Origin of the sequence: Lacrimispora sp. (assembly GCF_032078915.1) — a bacterium.
Taxonomy (GTDB): Bacteria; Bacillota; Clostridia; order Lachnospirales; family Lachnospiraceae; genus Lacrimispora.
Map to the genome: position 1 here is coordinate 1 of NZ_DAMAUN010000072.1, position 16,757 is coordinate 16,757.

A 16,757-nucleotide genomic window follows, 5' to 3' on the forward strand; every position below is an offset into this window, starting at 1 on the left:
ACTGCGGGTATATGGAGCACATAAACCGAATTGCGGAGGAAGAGTCTGTCACAAGACTGGGCTTTGAGGCGGAGGCCGTCTCTTTTGCCCAATACCAGAAACTGAAAGCGGGACTGATGACAGAGCTTGTGCCCGTGTCACCGGATTCCATTCGCATGGTAAAGACGGAAAATGAGATTTCCTGTATTAGCAGGGCCTGTGAGATTGCTGACCGGGGATATTCCTATATCCTCGGTCAGATCAAAGCAGGAATGACGGAAAAACAGGTGGAGAACCGCCTGATTTATTATATGAAAGAGCTGGGAGCACAGAAAGAGTCCTTTGATGTAATTGTTGCCAGCGGTATAAATGGTGCTATGCCCCACGCCAAGGCAAGCCATAAGATCATTGAAGCCGGGGATTTTGTTACCATGGATTTCGGCGTCCGGGTGGGAGAATACTGTTCTGATATCACCCGGACAATTGCGGTGCAGCGGGTTGATCTTAACATGCGTCAGGTATATGAGACCGTGAAAAAAGTTCAGGAGACGGCTATAAGTGTCATTGGTCCGGGGAAAAAATGCAGCGATATCGACCGGGCTGCCAGAGACGTGATTGAGAAAGCCGGATATGGCCCGGCATTTTCCCATAATCTGGGACACGGTTTGGGGATCGCCTGCCATGAACTGCCTGATTTCGCACCTGGAGACGAACGTGTGCTGGTGCCAGGAATGGTCATGACTGTGGAACCTGGAATCTATTTAGAAGGGCTTGGCGGCGTGCGCATTGAGGATGATGTGCTGGTTACGGAAGAGGGCTGCCGCCTGCTCACATCCTCGCCCAGGGAACTGACTGTTGTGGGATAAGGAGTCTGGTTATATGGATAAAGAATTTTTAAAAGAATTATGTGAGGCTGGGGCAGTGGCATCCAATGAACACAAGGTTAGGAATGTTCTGCGGAAAAATTTCATGCCCTATGCCCAGGAATTGGCTTATGACGGTCTTGGCAGCATCATTTTCACCCAGAGGGGAGAAGGTCCGTCGGTCCTTTTAGCCGCCCATATGGACGAAGTGGGGTTTCTGGTGCGGTCCATTTCCAGCCAGGGGATGGTGATGGTGCTGCCCGTGGGAAATGTGCGGACCTTTTCTAAATTCATGCAGGAGGTGACGGTCACAACTGCCGGCGGCAGGGAGTATAAAGGGATATTAAATGCAGCATATGACGAGGATAAGAAAGAGGCAGCAGGCCTTTATGTGGATCTGGGGCAGGACAGTTTAGAGGAGATCATGGACCTTGGAGTGCAGCCTGGAGACATGGTTACTTTCTCTTCCGTTTTCCGGGAATATGAAAATGGCCGTTTTGCCGCCAGGGCCCTTGATGACCGGGCGGGCTGCTGGGTGATGGGAGAGCTGATGAAACGGATGGATGGGAAGGCTCATCCGAACCGAATCAGCTATGCATTTACCAGTTCCGAGGAAGTGGGTACGAGAGGCGCAAAAACAGCAGCAAGAGTTGTGCTTCCGGATATCTGTATTGTATTGGATGCGGCCTGCAACGGCAGCGAGTTTGTGCGTGACCACACCAATAACCGGCAGATTGGAAAGGGGCCCATGATTGTTCACTATGACAAAACGGTTGTAAGCAACCGCGCCATGGTGGAGCTGGTACGCCGTTGTGCAAAGGAGCTGGATATCCATGTGCAGGACGATATGTTCTTAAACGGAGGAACGGACGGCGGTGTGCTTCATCAGGACGGAACGGGTCATCCTGCCGTGGTGCTGGGCATTCCAACGCGCTATGGGCATTCTCCCTATTCCATCGCATGCTACCGGGATATGGAGCAGATGGTGGATTTGCTGGAGTGTCTGCTGATGAAGCTGGATAAAGAGGTCTGCAGGCAGATCGGATTTGAGGCGGAAGTGTATGAAGTATAATTTTGATCAGTTGATTGACAGACGGGGAACATATTGTACCCAGTGGGATTATATAAAAGACCGGTTCGGAGAGGAGGATTTGCTCCCCTTTTCCATTTCCGATACGGATTTCATGGCGCCCTGGCCAATCAGGAAAAAGCTTATGGAAGTGGTGGAACACGGAATCTATGGCTACAGCCGGTGGAACCATGAAGCATTTAAAGGTGCTGTGGCAGGATACTTTGTTGACCGCCATAAGGTCTTGGTCAGCCCGGATTGGGTAGTCTACAGCCCGTCAGTGCTGTATTCCATTGCAGTGCTCTTTCGTCTGCTGAGCCGTGAGCATGACAGGGTGCTGGTGTTTGAACCCATGTATGATGCCTTTTATCACGTTGTTAAGGACAATAACCGGGAGATGGTCCCTCTGCGGCTTGTGCCGGAAAACGGCAGATATGAAATCGATTTTGACCGGTTTGAGAACCTGGTTAAGGAGTGCCGGATTTTCCTGCTCTGTTCCCCTCACAACCCTACAGGCAGGGTCTGGACTATGGCTGAAATGGACCGGATGGTGGAATTGTGCAGAAAGCATCAGGTTGCAATCATTTCTGATGAGATACACTCGGATGTGATTTTGACAGACCGGAAGCATTGCCCGATTCTTAAATATGGGAATCAATACGACCGGCTGTATCTGGTCAGCTCCGCCAGCAAGACCTTTAACACGCCCGGCCTTATAGGCTCTTACTGTGTACTTCCCGATGAAGGGGTCCGCGATCTGTTTATTTCCCGGATGCGCAACAGGGATTTTCTCAACTCCGTAAGCCTTATGGGGATGCACGCCATAATGACTGGCTATGGGGAATGTATGGATTATGCAGACCAGCTATGCACCTATATCAGGGGGAATATGCTGGAATTGTCCATGTTTGTGGAAAAGGAACTGGCGGATACCGGAGTGGAATTTCGCATACCGGAAGCCACTTATCTGGCGTGGATAGATATGAGCAGAGTGGGCGCGGACAGCAGTGCCATACAGAATGCGCTTGTTCATGTGGGAAAGGTCGGAATCATGCCGGGAAAGGCTTATGGGGATGAGAATTACCTGCGGATGAATCTGGGGTGTCCCCGGGGAAAGGTGATGGAAGGTCTTGAGAGGATGAAGAGAGCTATGGATAAGCTTTCGCTGATAGAATGATAGAAAGACGCTCATTTTGTAAAAAATGCGGCGTCTTTTTTTACCAATAATATTTGTTGTGAGACAAATTAATAAATTACTATTGATAGTCTGCATTTTTTTCGATAAAATAATTACAGAAGAATATTCATGATTATATCTCATTTGATGAGGTATAGTAACTGACAACATATGAGGAGGTGCCTGTTATGCTTGATATTACAACAATATCGGCGGAAAGTGATCTGATTGATCAGGAGCTGAAAGTACAGCTGTCTGATGTATTAAAAAAGATGAAAGACCCGGTGACGATCAAAGCGGTGGTGGATATATCACGGGAGAAAGATCTGCAGATGGCTTCATTTTTGAAAATGATTGTCTCTCTCAGTGAAATGCTAAGCCTGGAGCTTTACTCCCCGGAGGAGGGGGATCAGGTTCCGGAGCTGGATACGGCTTTTCTGCCGGTTACCGGTCTTTACAAGGCGGGAAGCTATGGCCGCTGTGCTTTTCACGGAATTCCGGGTGGGAAAGAAATCAATTCTTTTGTATTGGCTATATATAATCTTGCAGGTCCGGGGCAAAAGGTACCGGGCGGCCTGCGAAAAAAGATTTTAAAGCTCAAATCAAAAACCAATATAAAGATATGTGTGTCCTTGTCATGTCATCATTGTCCCGGGGTAGTGACGGCCTGTCAGCAGATTGCCATTTTAAATCCGGATATCGAGGCGGAAATGATCGATGCGGCACTCTATACGGATTTGGTCGCCAAGTATAGTATAGAGCGTGTGCCAATGATCATATTCAATGATAAAGAAATCCATATGGGGAACAAAACGATAGAGGAAATTGTCACATTGTTAAAATAATAACTAAAAATAAAAGAAAAAAATTAAAATAATATACAAGTTGCACAAAAATATAGAGTGAGATGCCGATAAACTGTTTGATTTTGTAGAAAAAAATTTGAACTATTGAAAGAGTATATACAATGTGCTATATTGAGTTCAAGGTAATAATCATGCGGAGATGATGAGAGCATAGCAGAGCAACAGAAATGTTGATTCTAAACTATGCTCTTTTTTCCGTTTAGGATGATTACTGGCAGGCTTTTGCGGCCAGATGTCAAAAAGGATATCGATGCAAAAAAGAGAGGAGCTCCAATGGACCAGAAATATTACGACTTGTTTGAGAGCAATCCGGTTATCGCGGCGGTAAAGGATATGAAAGGTCTTGCCGACTGCTGTAGCATGGAGGAGATCCGGGTGGTATTTATCCTGTTCGGAGATATCTGCAATTTAAGTTCCATTGTTAAGCAGATCAAAGATGCGGATAAAGTAGCTATGGTACATATTGACCTGATTACAGGTTTAAGCGGAAGAGAAATTGCAGTTGATTTCATTAAGAATAATACGAAAGCGGACGGCATTATCTCAACGAAACCAGCACTGATTAAACGAGCCAGAGAATTATCATTATTTTCGACATTAAGAATATTTGTCCTGGATTCTATGGCTTTTGAAAATATAGATAGGCTGATGAATGTAGCCAGGCCGGATATCATTGAAATATTGCCCGGTCTGATGCCAAAGGTAATTAAGAGGGTATGCAGTCTGGTCAAGGTGCCGGTGATAGCCGGAGGACTGATATCGGATAAAGAGGATGTGATGGAGGCTCTCGCCGCAGGTGCGATATCCGTATCAACAACCAATCCGATGGTATGGAAAATGTAAAAACGAACTGAGCTGTTTTTGCAGGAAAGCAGTTGAGTATAAATGACACTGGAGAATGGGATCAACGACTAAGAAGGAGGGTTTTTATGGCGAAGTATGTAATGGCATTGGACGCGGGTACGACAAGTAACAGATGTATCCTTTTTAACGAAAAGGGTGAGATGTGCAGTGTGGCACAAAAGGAATTCACACAGTATTTTCCAAAACCAGGCTGGGTGGAGCATGATGCAAATGAAATCTGGTCAACACAGCTGGGGGTTGCGGTTGAGGCTGTATCAATGATCGGTGCACGCGCAGAGGATATCGCAGCTATCGGTATCACAAATCAGCGTGAAACAACAATTGTATGGGATAAGGAGACTGGGGAGCCCGTATATCATGCGATTGTATGGCAGTGCCGGAGAACCGCCGAATACTGTGACTCTTTGAAAGAAAAAGGCTTGGTTGACTCCTTCCGGGCGAAAACAGGTTTGGTAATTGATGCGTATTTTTCAGGAACAAAGTTAAAATGGATCCTTGACAACGTAGAAGGAGCCCGGGAACGTGCAGAAAAGGGTGAATTACTGTTTGGTACGGTAGAGACCTGGCTGATCTGGAAACTGACAAAGGGTAAGGTTCATGTAACGGATTATTCCAATGCTTCCCGTACCATGATGTTTAACATCAATACGTTAACATGGGATGATGAAATTCTGGCAGAGCTTAATATCCCGAAATCAATGCTTCCGGAAGCTAAGCCATCGAGCTGCGTATATGGGGAAAGTGATCCGCAGTTTTTCGGCGGCATCATTCCGATCGGCGGCGCCGCAGGCGATCAGCAGGCCGCACTGTTTGGCCAGACTTGCTTTAATGCCGGTGAGGCTAAGAATACATATGGAACCGGATGCTTTATGCTGATGAACACCGGTGAGAAGCCGGTATTCTCTAAGAATGGTCTCGTAACAACGATTGCATGGGGATTGGATGGCAAAGTAAATTATGCACTGGAAGGTTCAATCTTTGTGGCGGGTGCTGCGATTCAATGGCTGCGGGATGAATTAAAGCTGATCGATTCTGCACAGGATTCCGAGTATATGGCAAAGAAGGTTAAGGATACCAATGGCTGTTATGTGGTTCCGGCGTTTACAGGTCTTGGTGCACCTCATTGGGATCAGTATGCCAGAGGTACTTTAGTCGGAATTACCCGTGGTGTAAACAAATATCATATTATCCGGGCAACTCTGGATTCCCTCTGCTACCAGGTGAATGATGTTCTGCAGGCGATGAGAGCTGATTCCGGCATTCAGCTGGCTGCTCTTAAGGTAGATGGAGGCGCAAGTGCCAACAATTATCTGATGCAGACGCAGGCGGATATCATTGATGCACCGGTTAACCGTCCTCAGTGTGTCGAGACGACTGCGATGGGAGCTGCATATCTGGCAGGGCTTGCAGTTGGCTACTGGGCAAATAAGGAAGAGGTAATTAAGAACTGGGCAATTGATAGAACCTTTACTCCGGAAATCTCAGAGGATAAGAGGAATACAATGATAAATGGCTGGAATAAAGCCGTTAAGTATTCTTTTGGCTGGTCAAAGGAAGAGTGAAACGAAGACTAAAACTATTTTTGTAACTATTGAGAGATTTGCAAAAATGAATAAGGGGGATACATTATGTTGCCATATATAGCAGAATTTATCGGAACCATGATTCTGATTCTTTTAGGCGATGGCGTTGTAGCAAACGTAACATTAAACAAGTCTGGTATGAAAGGTGCTGGTTCAATCCAAATTACCTTTGCATGGGGTCTTGCTGTTTTAATTCCGGCCTTTATCTTCGGCGCAGCTTCTGGTGCTCAGTTTAATCCTGCAATAACAATTGCCTTAGCTCTGGATGGAAGCATGGCCTGGGGTCTGGTTCCCGGTTACTTAGTGGCTCAGTTTGCCGGTGCATTTTGTGGGGCGGTTCTTGTTTATCTTCTCTTCAAGGATCAATTTGATGCAACGGAATCTGCAGCTACCAAGCTGGGTGTATTTGCAACAGGACCTGCCATTCCCAATATGGGACGCAATATTTTAAGTGAAGCTATCGGCACATTCGTACTTATGTTTAGTATTAAGGGTATTGCACAGGTTGGCGGCATTGCTACCGGTCTGGATAAGTTCCTGGTATTTGGTATTATCGTTTCTGTTGGTATGTCTCTTGGCGGACTGACCGGATATGCGATTAATCCGGCTCGTGACCTTGGTCCGCGTATTGCCCACAGTGTTCTTCCGATTAAAGACAAAGGCGATTCTAATTGGGGATATGCACCAGTTGTTATTGTCGGTCCTATCATTGGTGCGATTGCTGCGGTACTGCTGTATCAGGCAATTCCCTGGGCATAATATTGAGTTAATCATATAGCCATCCTGATTGATAATATATTATATATGGATTGCGGGAGAATGGAGCGGCGCAAATAGGCGTGGAAACACGTCTTGTTTGTGCCGCTTTTGGCAATATCTGAAAGGGAGGACACAAAAGTATGTATGACGTAATTATAATTGGAGCAGGTGTGTCTGGCAGTGCCGTCGCACGTGAACTTTCCCGATATAAGGTGAAGGCTTGTGTTCTGGAAAAAGAAGAGGATGTGTGCTGTGGTACAACCAAGGCCAACAGTGCCATCATCCATGCCGGCTATGATGCGGCAGAAGGATCCTTGATGGCCAGACTGAATGTAGAAGGAAATCAAATGATGCCAGAGCTTTCTAAGGAGCTTGATATTCCTTTTGAGCAGTGCGGGTCTTTGGTTGTATGCCTGGATGAAGCATCGCTGCCGAATCTGCAGGCCCTTTATGACCGGGGCGTTAAAAATGGTGTAAAGGATTTAGAAATCATTACAGACCAGGCAAGAATCAGGGAAATGGAGCCGAACCTGGCAGATGAGGTGATTGCAGTTTTATCTGCTCCGACAGCGGGGATTGTATGTCCCTTTCATTTAAATATTGCATTGGCAGAAAATGCTTATACCAATGGCATTGATTTTAAGTTTGATACCGAGGTAGAGCGTATACAGCAGATCGAGGGTGGCTGGAAGCTGGAAACAAGCAAAGGCGTGTATGAGACCCGGTATGTGGTGAACGCGGCCGGAGTTTATGCAGACCGCTTTCATAATATGGTCAGTGAATCAAAGATCCATATCACTCCCCGGCGCGGCGATTACTTTTTATTGGACAAAAACGCAGGAAAGCATGTGAAACGGACAATTTTTGCACTGCCTAGTAAATATGGCAAGGGGGTACTGGTAACTCCTACGGTTCATGGAAATCTTATGGTTGGCCCAACCGCTGTTGATATAGAGAATAAGGAAGGCACGGAGACCACCAGGGAGGGCCTTGATGAACTTTCAAAGGCATGTCTGAACGTGAAGAATCTGCCGATGAGACAAGTGATCACCTCTTTTGCGGGCTTAAGGGCCCATGAAGACCATCATGAATTTATTATCCGGGAGCTGGAAGATGCACCGGGTTTTGTGGACTGTGCAGGCATTGAATCGCCGGGTCTTACAAGCAGTCCGGCAATCGGCAGAATGGTAGCAGAAATTTTACGGGAAAAGCTGGATTTGAACGTAAATCCTGATTTTAACGGAACCCGCAAAGGAAATATTGATCTGGATACTTTGTCAAAAGAGGAGAAAGCAGCTCTGATTGAGAAAGAACCGGCATATGGCAATATTATCTGCCGCTGCGAGATGGTAACGGAAGGGGAGCTTTTAGACGCCATTCACCGGCCTTTGGGCGCCCGTACCTTAGATGGCATCAAACGCCGGACCAGGGCTGGAGCAGGACGCTGTCAGGCGGGTTTTTGCATGCCTAAAACAATGGAGATTCTGCACCGGGAACTTGGCATTCCCATGACAGAAATAACGAAATCCGGCGGGAATTCACAGCTGTTAGCCGGATATAACAAGGACAGAATATAAAAAGGGGGCGCGCTTCGGATGAAAGAATATGATATTGTGATAATTGGCGGCGGTCCTGCTGGCCTTGCTGCGGCGATTGCTGCCCGGGATAACGGCTCTGAAAGCATATTGATCCTGGAAAGGGATAAGGAGCTCGGAGGGATATTAAATCAGTGTATTCATAACGGTTTTGGACTGCATACATTTAAGGAAGAATTGACAGGACCGGAATACGCGGCTCGTTTCACGGAACAAGTGGAAAAACATAAGATTGAATATGTTCTTAATACAATGGTTATGGAAATCAGCCCTGACAAGGTGGTTACGGCAATGAACAGGGAGGATGGACTGTTTGATATCCAGGCCAAGGCGGTCATCCTGGCGATGGGATGCAGAGAACGTTCCCGGGGAGCGCTCAATATACCTGGATACCGGCCGGCAGGTATTTTTTCAGCCGGTACAGCACAGCGCCTGGTAAATATGGAAGGCTACATGCCCGGGCGCGAGGTAGTGATTCTTGGATCCGGTGATATTGGACTGATTATGGCCAGACGACTGACCCTGGAAGGAGCCAAGGTTAAGGTGGTGGCTGAAATCATGCCATATTCCGGAGGGCTTAAAAGGAATATTGTCCAGTGCCTGGATGATTATGGAATTCCGCTTAAATTGAGCCACACAGTAGTCGAGATCAGAGGCAAGGAACGGCTGGAGGGTATTACTCTGGCGGCAGTGGATGACAGGGGAAAACCAATTGCCGGAACAGAGGAGGAATATTCCTGTGACACCTTGCTTTTATCGGTCGGACTGATACCGGAAAATGAACTATCCGGAGCCATGGGAGTGGCTTTGAATCCGGTCACATCAGGCCCGATTGTAAATGAAAGTCTGGAAACAAATGTGGAAGGAGTCTTTGCCTGCGGAAACGTGCTTCATGTACATGATCTGGTGGATTTTGTTTCAGAAGAAGCTGCTGCTGCCGGAAAGAATGCTTCAATATATGTGAAAAACGGGACGCAAAAAACGGACGGCCGGGAAATCAGTCTTGTGGGAACTGATGGGGTCCGTTATACGGTTCCAAGCACGATTAACCCAGAACGTATGGAGGCAACTCAAATTGTCCGGTTCCGGGTTGGAAATGTTTATAAAAACTGCTATATCGGTGTATACTTTAATAACGAGAGGGTATTGCATCGGAAACGGATGGTGATGGCACCGGGAGAAATGGAAGAAATAAAGCTGGAAAAAGAAAAGTTACTGTTGCATCCGGATGTTGACAGGATTACAATAAGGATAGAGGAGGCATAGGTCATGGAAAAAAGAGAACTTATCTGTATCAGCTGTCCTATGGGCTGTCCTCTTACCGTGGAACTGGAAGGCGGGGAAATCGTGAACATTACAGGATATACCTGTAAGCGAGGTGAGGTATATGGCCGAAAGGAAGTTACCAATCCCACAAGGATCGTCACATCCACCGTGAAGGTGGAAGGCGGAAAATCCGACATGGTATCGGTAAAGACCAGAGAGGATATCCCCAAAGATAAAATCTTTGAATGTGTAAAAGCACTCAAAGGTATCACGGTGAAAGCGCCTGTCCGGATCGGCGATGTGATTCTGCCTGATGTGGCAGGAACAGGAGTAGATATTGTAGCGACAAAAGAATGTAGATGACAGTGGGCCTATTTGAGGCTCTGTGCTGCTGTAAATGATTAGTCGAAGGAGGACTTTCTATGAAGATTAAGAAAATGGATATCAACAATATGAACGGAGTAACCGAAGATGAAGATACGACCTGCGGTTTGAATGACATGAATTGTCTTGGAGAAGAAGACGATACAACCTGCGGTATCAATGATATGAACTGCGTAGAGGATGAAGAAGAGGATACAACTTGCGGCTTAAATGATATGAATTGTTTGGGCGAAGATGAATAAATTCATAATATAATGAATGGACAAGGGGGTTCTCAATGAAAAAATTTATCAACGATACGGTATTGGTGGAAGAACAGATGATTTTAGGGATGGTGAAGGCTTATCCCCGGCATTTGAAAAAGCTGGATTGCGGTAATGTTGTTGTGCGGGCCGAGAAGAAAGAGGGTAAGGTGGCTTTAATCAGCGGCGGCGGAAGCGGGCATGAACCGGCCCATGGAGGTTTTGTCGGAACCGGAATGCTGGATGCAGCAGTTGCAGGTCCGGTCTTTACCTCCCCGACTCCGGATCAGATCTATGAGGGCATTAAGGCGGTCGCTACGGATGCTGGTGTGCTTATGATCGTTAAGAATTATACCGGTGATGTCATGAACTTTGAGATGGCCGCAGAGATGGCGGAGATGGAAGGCATTGCCGTGAAGCATGTTGTCACGAATGATGATGTGGCAGTAAAGGACAGTCTTTATACGATCGGCCGCAGAGGAGTGGCAGGGACAGTCTTTGTGCATAAAATAGCAGGTGCTATGGCAGAGACTGGTGCAGATCTTGATAAAGTGCAGGCAACGGCGCAAAAAGTAATTGATAATGTAAGAACGATGGGAGCAGCGATTGAACCTTGTACGGTACCGGCAGCGGGGAAACCGGGATTTACCCTTTCCGATGATGAGATGGAAATCGGAATCGGTATCCACGGAGAGCCGGGAACCCATAGGGAGCCGGTTAAGAAGGCGGATGAGATTGTTGATATGCTGCTGAGCCAGATTCTCGAAGATATCGATTATGCAGGCAGCGAAGTAGCAGTTATGATTAATGGCGCCGGCGGAACACCGCTCATGGAGCTTTATATCATTAACAATCGGGTTTCTGATGTTCTGGCAGAAAAAGGTATACGGATACATAAAACCTTTGTCGGAGAATATATGACCTCCATCGAGATGCAGGGCTTCTCAATCTCCCTTCTTCGCCTGGATGATGAAATGAAGCAGCTTTTGGATGCCAAAGCAGATACGCCTGCTTGGAATTAAAGGGATATTTTTTCAGTCCCCGCTTATTGCGGGGACTTTATCAATGTAAATATGGATCAGAAAGGTGGATTGCCATGGCAGACAGTAAAAAGGTATTAGAGATCATGAAAGCGATCAGTTTAAAAATGGAAGAGCAAAAGGATTATCTTACGGAACTGGACCAGCCGATTGGAGACAGTGATCACGGTATTAACCTGGCCCGTGGTTTTGCTGCGGTAAATGAAAAGCTAACCGGTTTGGAAGGCAAGGATATCGGGACCATATTAAAGACAGTAGGTATGACGCTTGTTTCTACTGTCGGCGGGGCTTCTGGCCCGCTATACGGATCTGCTTTCATGAAGGCTGGACAGGCCATGGCTGGAAAGGAAGATGTGGACATCACCGATTTTCTGACGGTCATAAAGACTGCCATCGAAGCAGTAGAACAGCGTGGTAAGGCAGTGGCGGAAGAGGCGACCATGCTGGATGCCATGGTGCCGTCCTATCAGGCCATGGATCAGGCTGCCCAGGAAGGGAAAACGGCGGAGGAAGTTCTTAAGGCAGGAGTCAAAGCAGCATGGTCCGGAGTGGAGCATACGAAGGATCTGGTTGCCACCAAAGGCCGGGCCAGTTATGTAGGTGAACGGGGCCTGGGGCATCAGGACCCGGGGGCGACGTCTTATTCTTTTATGCTGGAAGTAATTTCAAAAGTGGCAGGCTGAAGGGAGGTGTATCATTAATGGTTGGATTAGTCATCGTATCTCATAGTGATTCGCTGGCAAAAAGTGTTGTGGAACTGACAAAAATCATGGCGTCCAATGCGCAGATTGCCCCGGCTGGCGGGCTCGAAGACGGAAGCTTTGGCACCAGCTTTGAGAAGATCCAGGCAGCGATTGAATCTGTTTATACCGACGACGGAGTGTTGGTGCTCATGGATATGGGCAGTGCCGTCATGACCACTGAGATGGTAATCGAAATGCTGGAGGACAAAAAGGTGGAAATGGTAGATTGCCCATTAGTGGAGGGCGCGGTTGTAGCCTCCATAGATGCGGCTGCAGGAATGGATTTTGAAACGATTAAGGGAGATCTTGCGAAAGTAGGAGGGACCAGGAAGTTTTAACTATGGGGATGAGAGAGCTATGAACCACCGTAAAAAATGGTAACATAGCTCTTTTGTATGATCAATGTTGGATAAAGCAATCGAAAACCAAAGACTCACTGAAAGGGGAGACTGACATATATGAGACGTCAATTCGATAAGCAGGTGAAGCAGATAAAAAAAGAAGAAAATAAATTGCTTAATAAAAAGGAAAACCCTTTATTAAAAGCTTCCATAGAGCCTGTTGCTGATAAAATTCAAAGTTATATTCCAAACAAACTGAAAACCGCCCTGGAGACGGCATTCTATAAAGGCTTCCGGCTGGTTTTTGAAAAAGGATCTATTTATATAGAGAAAACTTATGATAAAGATAAGATACAGTTGGAATATGATCTAAATAATTATGCCATTGACAAAGTAACCAAAAGAAAATATTTGAAACGTCTGGACCGGCATTCCAAGCAGTCCCAGATGTTTAATTCTTCCATTTCTGTAATAGAAGGAGGAGTTTTGGGGGCATTAGGAATCGGCTTGCCAGATATTCCGCTTTTTTTATCTTTGGTCATGAAATCTGTTTATGAAATTGCTTTAAGTTATGGATATCATTATGAAACAGAGGAAGAAAAAGCTTATATCCTGCTTTTGATCGGTACTGCCATGACGAAACAGGAGCAGCAGAAAGAATTAAATCAAAAACTTGAAAAATTAGGCGATGACATCGATGATAAGATGATTCCGGTAATTGACTTGGAAGAACTTATAAAAACCACAGCAGGAATACTATCGGAGTCGTTATTAACCGCAAAATTCATACAGGGGATCCCATTGGTAGGAGCGGTGGGTGGCTTTGTAAATTATAGCATCATTCGTAAAATCAGCAAATTTGCCGGTGCGAAGTATAAAAAGAGATATTACATGAATAAACAAAAGCATGAATTTTAAGCAATTTAATATCAAAATTCAGTATTCGCTGTATCTCTTCTATAGCGTATTTTTTCATGTGCAACTGGTAAAACATAGCCGGTCTATAATCTGTGATACAACCACTTCAAAATAAATTCTAGTAATTAACCAGTAAGATTTATAACAGGGTAATGGTTTTAGATTCTGTTCAATCCAGCGTTCAAATTCTGACCGCTTTTCCTTTGGCATGTAACCTTACGGTAATCAGATATACGGATCCGATCAGCAAAACAGCTGCTCCTAATATCTACTTGGTACGATTCATTTCACCAATCGGTGGTCTAGACTCTCAAATAACAATAATAGGGACCATATCTGTTTCATATTGACTTATTCCTATTGAAATGTCTATAATTGGAATAAATTCATACAAAGGTATAAGTTCGGGGGAAGCTTATGAAAAAGGAATTACGGCAGTTCGGACAGAAATTTCGGGATATGGCCTTGGTACATAAGATGATATTTCTGTATATTCTGATTATTTTTATTCCCATGATACTTCTGGGAACCTTTTATATTGGGAATTTCAGCGTACATATGAGAGAACAGTATGTAACGGGAAAGACGGCCATCATGGATCAGTGCAGGAAATCCATTGAAAATAACCTATCCCAGGTAGTGTTCTGTACCAGGTCCTTTCAAAGCAATGCAGATTTGCTCCACTATGTGGAATCAGAGGATTTTTCTACGGCAAATGGTGCTTATACATACATGAAGACCGTGTTGCCGGTATTTTTGCAGATGAAGGCAACCTATACCGATTATCAAACTATTTGTATCTATAGAAGATTTGAGAAAAGATGGAATGATCCTGCATATGTTTTGAATGGCCTGAATGTGGAGGAGCTGAAAGACACGAACAATATGTCTATGAAAAGTATGAAAACCGTCATTTACACAGATGAGAAAAGCGGTGTTACCATGTGCAGGATGTATATGGTACTGTATGACAGCCGGTATTATCAGAAAATCGGTTTTTCGTGCGTTGCATGCAGCTTTGATACTATTTTTCAATCTCTGGAATTTGCGGAAAATGGCGAAACAATGCTCTTTACATTAAATGGGTCAACCTGGAACATCGGTAAGGATGAACAGGGAAAGCTATGTCTGACTCCTTACGATGGAGAAATTCCAGGAAGGGAGAACCAGGTATCAATTACGGTGGAGCCGATGGGGGCAAAAATAGATTATTACTATCGGAATTTTCAGCTTCTATCCAACAATAATCTAATCTCAGTGCTGATCGGAATGATTCTGATTTTGGCGTTTTTTACAGTAGTGTATTACCTTTTCTATTATTCCATTACCAAGAGAATCACAGATTTGACAGGGTACATGTCGCAGATGCAGAAAGACCGGATGGTACCGTTTAAGATTGACGACAGCCAGGATGAAATTGGTACCATGATACGTGTGTATAATGACACGGCAGAGAGAATGAACAGGCTGATCGATGAAATTTACCAGAAGGAACGATTGGTGGGCCAGGCCCAGTATTATGCCATGCAGTCCCAGATACAGCCTCATTTTCTGTATAATACACTGGAAAATATTGATATGCTTATTGAAATGGGAGAGTACGAAAAGGCTTCTCAGATGATTGCTCTTTTCGGGAGGATCCTCAGGTACAATGTGTCGAAGAATCAGGAGAAGGCTACGGTTGGTGAAGAGGTATCCCATATTACAGACTATTTAAAGCTGTATTCCTATCGGATGCGGGATGATTTTCATTATGAGGTGAATGCAGATCCTTCCTGCAGTAAGATCCTCTGTCCTTACTGCATGCTGCAGCCGGTAATTGAGAACTGTTTCAGGCATGGGTTTCGTCATGAGGAGAGGGAGTTCTGGGTATCAGTCAGGGTTTTCTGGAGGGATGAATTCGTATATATCGAGATTGAGGATAATGGCTCCGGGATAGAACCGGATAAATTAAGGAAAATAGAACAACGTCTGCACAAGGGTACCCAGAGGGAGAAGGAAAAGAGCTCCATCGGTCTGTTAAATGTACATGAACGGGTACAGCTTCTGTGCGGAGAGGAGTGCGGCCTGCGGCTTGAGAGCAGAAAACAGGGTTGTCTGGTCACGATACGATTAAAAGGGAGGCTGGAGGAATGAAGATACTGATCGTGGATGATGAACGTCTGATTATAATGGGACTGAAGAGCTGTATTGAAAAGATTCCGGATATTGAGTGTCAGGTAGAAACCGCAACCTCCGGAAAACAAGCGTTGGAGTTATTGGAGGTATTTTCTGCAGATGTTTTAATTACTGATGTGGAAATGCCGGGAATGTCCGGCTTGGAGCTGCTGGAAAAGGTACAGCAGAGAAATCTGTGTCAGCATTTTATGGTTTTGTCCGGATATGATAAATTTGAATACGCCAAAGGCGCAATCCGTTACGGGGTAAAGGATTATATGTTAAAACCTGTGGATAAGGAAGAGCTGCGAAGGAATATCTGTGCCATTGCTATGGGCCTGGAGAACCATGAAGATCTGGAGCAGCTGAAGCAGTATCAGGATTATTTCAGCCATGTGGATGAGAAGAATATTCCGTATACGTTGAAAAAAAGTGTTGCTTTTATCCGGGATAATTATGGAAAAGACATTTCACTGACCATGCTGGCGGAGCATGTCGGGAAAAGTGAGAATTATTTATGCAGCCAGTTTAAGAAACAGTGGAATATCACTTTTCTGGATCTGGTGAATGAGATGCGTTTGAAGGAAACCCTGTATCTGTTGCTTTATGATAAAAATTTACCTGTCCGGGATGTAGCAGGCAGAGTAGGATACAAAACGGAACGGCAGTTGTTTCGTCTGATCAAAGGGAAGGTCGGGCTGACACCGCAACAGATCAGAAACGGAGAAAGGGAAGCTGCGGCCGAAGAAATATAGAAGCAATCATCTATCCCATATGGGCGAATATACCGGTTAAAGAAAAAATCCGGGTATTCGTCTTTTTTCGTTCTGATTGTACAATAAGACTTATGGGTTTGCTGGAAGCTGCTCATAAACGTTATTGCGCATGTAAAAGTATACATATATAAAAGC

Annotated in this window: 17 protein-coding genes; all 17 read left to right on the plus strand. The window is 45.3% G+C overall.

Annotation, left to right across the window (positions count from 1 at the left end):
• Window positions 1-845: aminopeptidase P family protein (locus RT269_RS22420; RefSeq protein WP_313185949.1), on the plus strand; the 845-nt coding region annotated here is incomplete at its 5' end.
• A gap of 13 nt (window positions 846-858) precedes the next feature.
• Window positions 859-1,914: a M20/M25/M40 family metallo-hydrolase gene (locus tag RT269_RS22425; protein ID WP_313185950.1), complete on the plus strand. Its 1,056-nt coding sequence runs from the start codon at window positions 859-861 to the stop codon at window positions 1,912-1,914.
• On the plus strand, window positions 1,904-3,088 hold the full coding sequence (locus tag RT269_RS22430) for a MalY/PatB family protein (RefSeq protein WP_313185952.1): 1,185 nt from the start codon (window positions 1,904-1,906) through the stop codon (window positions 3,086-3,088). The genes RT269_RS22425 and RT269_RS22430 overlap by 11 nt, the downstream gene beginning before the upstream one ends.
• A 188-nt stretch (window positions 3,089-3,276) precedes the next feature.
• Window positions 3,277-3,933 carry a thioredoxin family protein gene (locus RT269_RS22435; RefSeq protein ID WP_331664215.1) on the plus strand — a complete coding sequence of 219 codons (657 nt, stop codon included), beginning with the start codon at window positions 3,277-3,279 and terminating at the stop codon, window positions 3,931-3,933.
• Window positions 3,934-4,227: 294 nt separating this feature from the next.
• Window positions 4,228-4,797 carry a glycerol-3-phosphate responsive antiterminator gene (locus RT269_RS22440; protein WP_313185956.1) on the plus strand — a complete coding sequence of 190 codons (570 nt, stop codon included), beginning with the start codon at window positions 4,228-4,230 and terminating at the stop codon, window positions 4,795-4,797.
• Window positions 4,798-4,883: 86 nt separating this feature from the next.
• Window positions 4,884-6,380 (plus strand): glycerol kinase GlpK, encoded by a 1,497-nt coding sequence (gene glpK, locus RT269_RS22445; RefSeq protein ID WP_313185958.1) that lies wholly within the window; start codon window positions 4,884-4,886, stop codon window positions 6,378-6,380.
• Between the two features lie 66 nt (window positions 6,381-6,446).
• Window positions 6,447-7,160, plus strand: a complete 714-nt coding sequence (locus tag RT269_RS22450; RefSeq protein WP_313185959.1) for an MIP/aquaporin family protein — start codon at window positions 6,447-6,449, stop codon at window positions 7,158-7,160.
• 140 nt (window positions 7,161-7,300) lie between these two features.
• Entirely contained in the window at window positions 7,301-8,737 is a 1,437-nt protein-coding gene (locus RT269_RS22455) for an NAD(P)/FAD-dependent oxidoreductase (protein WP_313185960.1), read from the plus strand.
• Between the two features lie 18 nt (window positions 8,738-8,755).
• Complete coding sequence (locus RT269_RS22460) at window positions 8,756-10,021, plus strand: NAD(P)/FAD-dependent oxidoreductase (RefSeq protein ID WP_313185961.1); 1,266 nt, start codon at window positions 8,756-8,758, stop codon at window positions 10,019-10,021.
• A gap of 3 nt (window positions 10,022-10,024) precedes the next feature.
• Window positions 10,025-10,384, plus strand: coding sequence for a DUF1667 domain-containing protein (locus RT269_RS22465; RefSeq protein WP_313185963.1), 360 nt, complete (start codon window positions 10,025-10,027; stop codon window positions 10,382-10,384).
• Between the two features lie 59 nt (window positions 10,385-10,443).
• Window positions 10,444-10,647 (plus strand): hypothetical protein, encoded by a 204-nt coding sequence (locus tag RT269_RS22470; RefSeq protein WP_313185965.1) that lies wholly within the window; start codon window positions 10,444-10,446, stop codon window positions 10,645-10,647.
• A gap of 35 nt (window positions 10,648-10,682) precedes the next feature.
• Window positions 10,683-11,669, plus strand: coding sequence for a dihydroxyacetone kinase subunit DhaK (dhaK, locus tag RT269_RS22475; RefSeq protein WP_313185966.1), 987 nt, complete (start codon window positions 10,683-10,685; stop codon window positions 11,667-11,669).
• A gap of 74 nt (window positions 11,670-11,743) precedes the next feature.
• Window positions 11,744-12,370, plus strand: coding sequence for a dihydroxyacetone kinase subunit DhaL (dhaL, locus tag RT269_RS22480; protein ID WP_313185967.1), 627 nt, complete (start codon window positions 11,744-11,746; stop codon window positions 12,368-12,370).
• A gap of 17 nt (window positions 12,371-12,387) precedes the next feature.
• Window positions 12,388-12,768 (plus strand): dihydroxyacetone kinase phosphoryl donor subunit DhaM, encoded by a 381-nt coding sequence (gene dhaM / locus RT269_RS22485; RefSeq protein WP_025232732.1) that lies wholly within the window; start codon window positions 12,388-12,390, stop codon window positions 12,766-12,768.
• A 120-nt stretch (window positions 12,769-12,888) separates the two neighbouring features.
• The gene (locus tag RT269_RS22490) at window positions 12,889-13,689 is read left to right on the plus strand and encodes an EcsC family protein (protein ID WP_313185969.1); all 801 of its coding nucleotides are present in this window, start codon (window positions 12,889-12,891) and stop codon (window positions 13,687-13,689) included.
• 417 nt (window positions 13,690-14,106) lie between these two features.
• Window positions 14,107-15,825, plus strand: coding sequence for a sensor histidine kinase (locus RT269_RS22495; RefSeq protein WP_313185971.1), 1,719 nt, complete (start codon window positions 14,107-14,109; stop codon window positions 15,823-15,825).
• Entirely contained in the window at window positions 15,822-16,601 is a 780-nt protein-coding gene (locus RT269_RS22500; protein WP_313185973.1) for a response regulator, read from the plus strand. The genes RT269_RS22495 and RT269_RS22500 overlap by 4 nt, the downstream gene beginning before the upstream one ends.
• Window positions 16,602-16,757 lie beyond the last annotated feature (156 nt).

What these genes read in the sequence shown, in the direction of transcription:
- RT269_RS22490 (WP_313185969.1), top strand. Translation starts at nt 12,889, where the DNA reads ATGAGACGTCAATTCGATAAGCAGGTGAAGCAGATAAAAAAAGAAGAA.
- RT269_RS22460 (WP_313185961.1), top strand. Translation starts at nt 8,756, where the DNA reads ATGAAAGAATATGATATTGTGATAATTGGCGGCGGTCCTGCTGGCCTT.
- dhaK (WP_313185966.1), top strand. Translation starts at nt 10,683, where the DNA reads ATGAAAAAATTTATCAACGATACGGTATTGGTGGAAGAACAGATGATT.
- RT269_RS22435 (WP_331664215.1), top strand. Translation starts at nt 3,277, where the DNA reads ATGCTTGATATTACAACAATATCGGCGGAAAGTGATCTGATTGATCAG.
- RT269_RS22470 (WP_313185965.1), top strand. Translation starts at nt 10,444, where the DNA reads ATGAAGATTAAGAAAATGGATATCAACAATATGAACGGAGTAACCGAA.
- RT269_RS22495 (WP_313185971.1), top strand. Translation starts at nt 14,107, where the DNA reads ATGAAAAAGGAATTACGGCAGTTCGGACAGAAATTTCGGGATATGGCC.
- RT269_RS22440 (WP_313185956.1), top strand. Translation starts at nt 4,228, where the DNA reads ATGGACCAGAAATATTACGACTTGTTTGAGAGCAATCCGGTTATCGCG.
- dhaL (WP_313185967.1), top strand. Translation starts at nt 11,744, where the DNA reads ATGGCAGACAGTAAAAAGGTATTAGAGATCATGAAAGCGATCAGTTTA.
- RT269_RS22500 (WP_313185973.1), top strand. Translation starts at nt 15,822, where the DNA reads ATGAAGATACTGATCGTGGATGATGAACGTCTGATTATAATGGGACTG.
- RT269_RS22465 (WP_313185963.1), top strand. Translation starts at nt 10,025, where the DNA reads ATGGAAAAAAGAGAACTTATCTGTATCAGCTGTCCTATGGGCTGTCCT.
- RT269_RS22450 (WP_313185959.1), top strand. Translation starts at nt 6,447, where the DNA reads ATGTTGCCATATATAGCAGAATTTATCGGAACCATGATTCTGATTCTT.
- RT269_RS22455 (WP_313185960.1), top strand. Translation starts at nt 7,301, where the DNA reads ATGTATGACGTAATTATAATTGGAGCAGGTGTGTCTGGCAGTGCCGTC.
- glpK (WP_313185958.1), top strand. Translation starts at nt 4,884, where the DNA reads ATGGCGAAGTATGTAATGGCATTGGACGCGGGTACGACAAGTAACAGA.
- RT269_RS22430 (WP_313185952.1), top strand. Translation starts at nt 1,904, where the DNA reads ATGAAGTATAATTTTGATCAGTTGATTGACAGACGGGGAACATATTGT.
- dhaM (WP_025232732.1), top strand. Translation starts at nt 12,388, where the DNA reads ATGGTTGGATTAGTCATCGTATCTCATAGTGATTCGCTGGCAAAAAGT.
- RT269_RS22425 (WP_313185950.1), top strand. Translation starts at nt 859, where the DNA reads ATGGATAAAGAATTTTTAAAAGAATTATGTGAGGCTGGGGCAGTGGCA.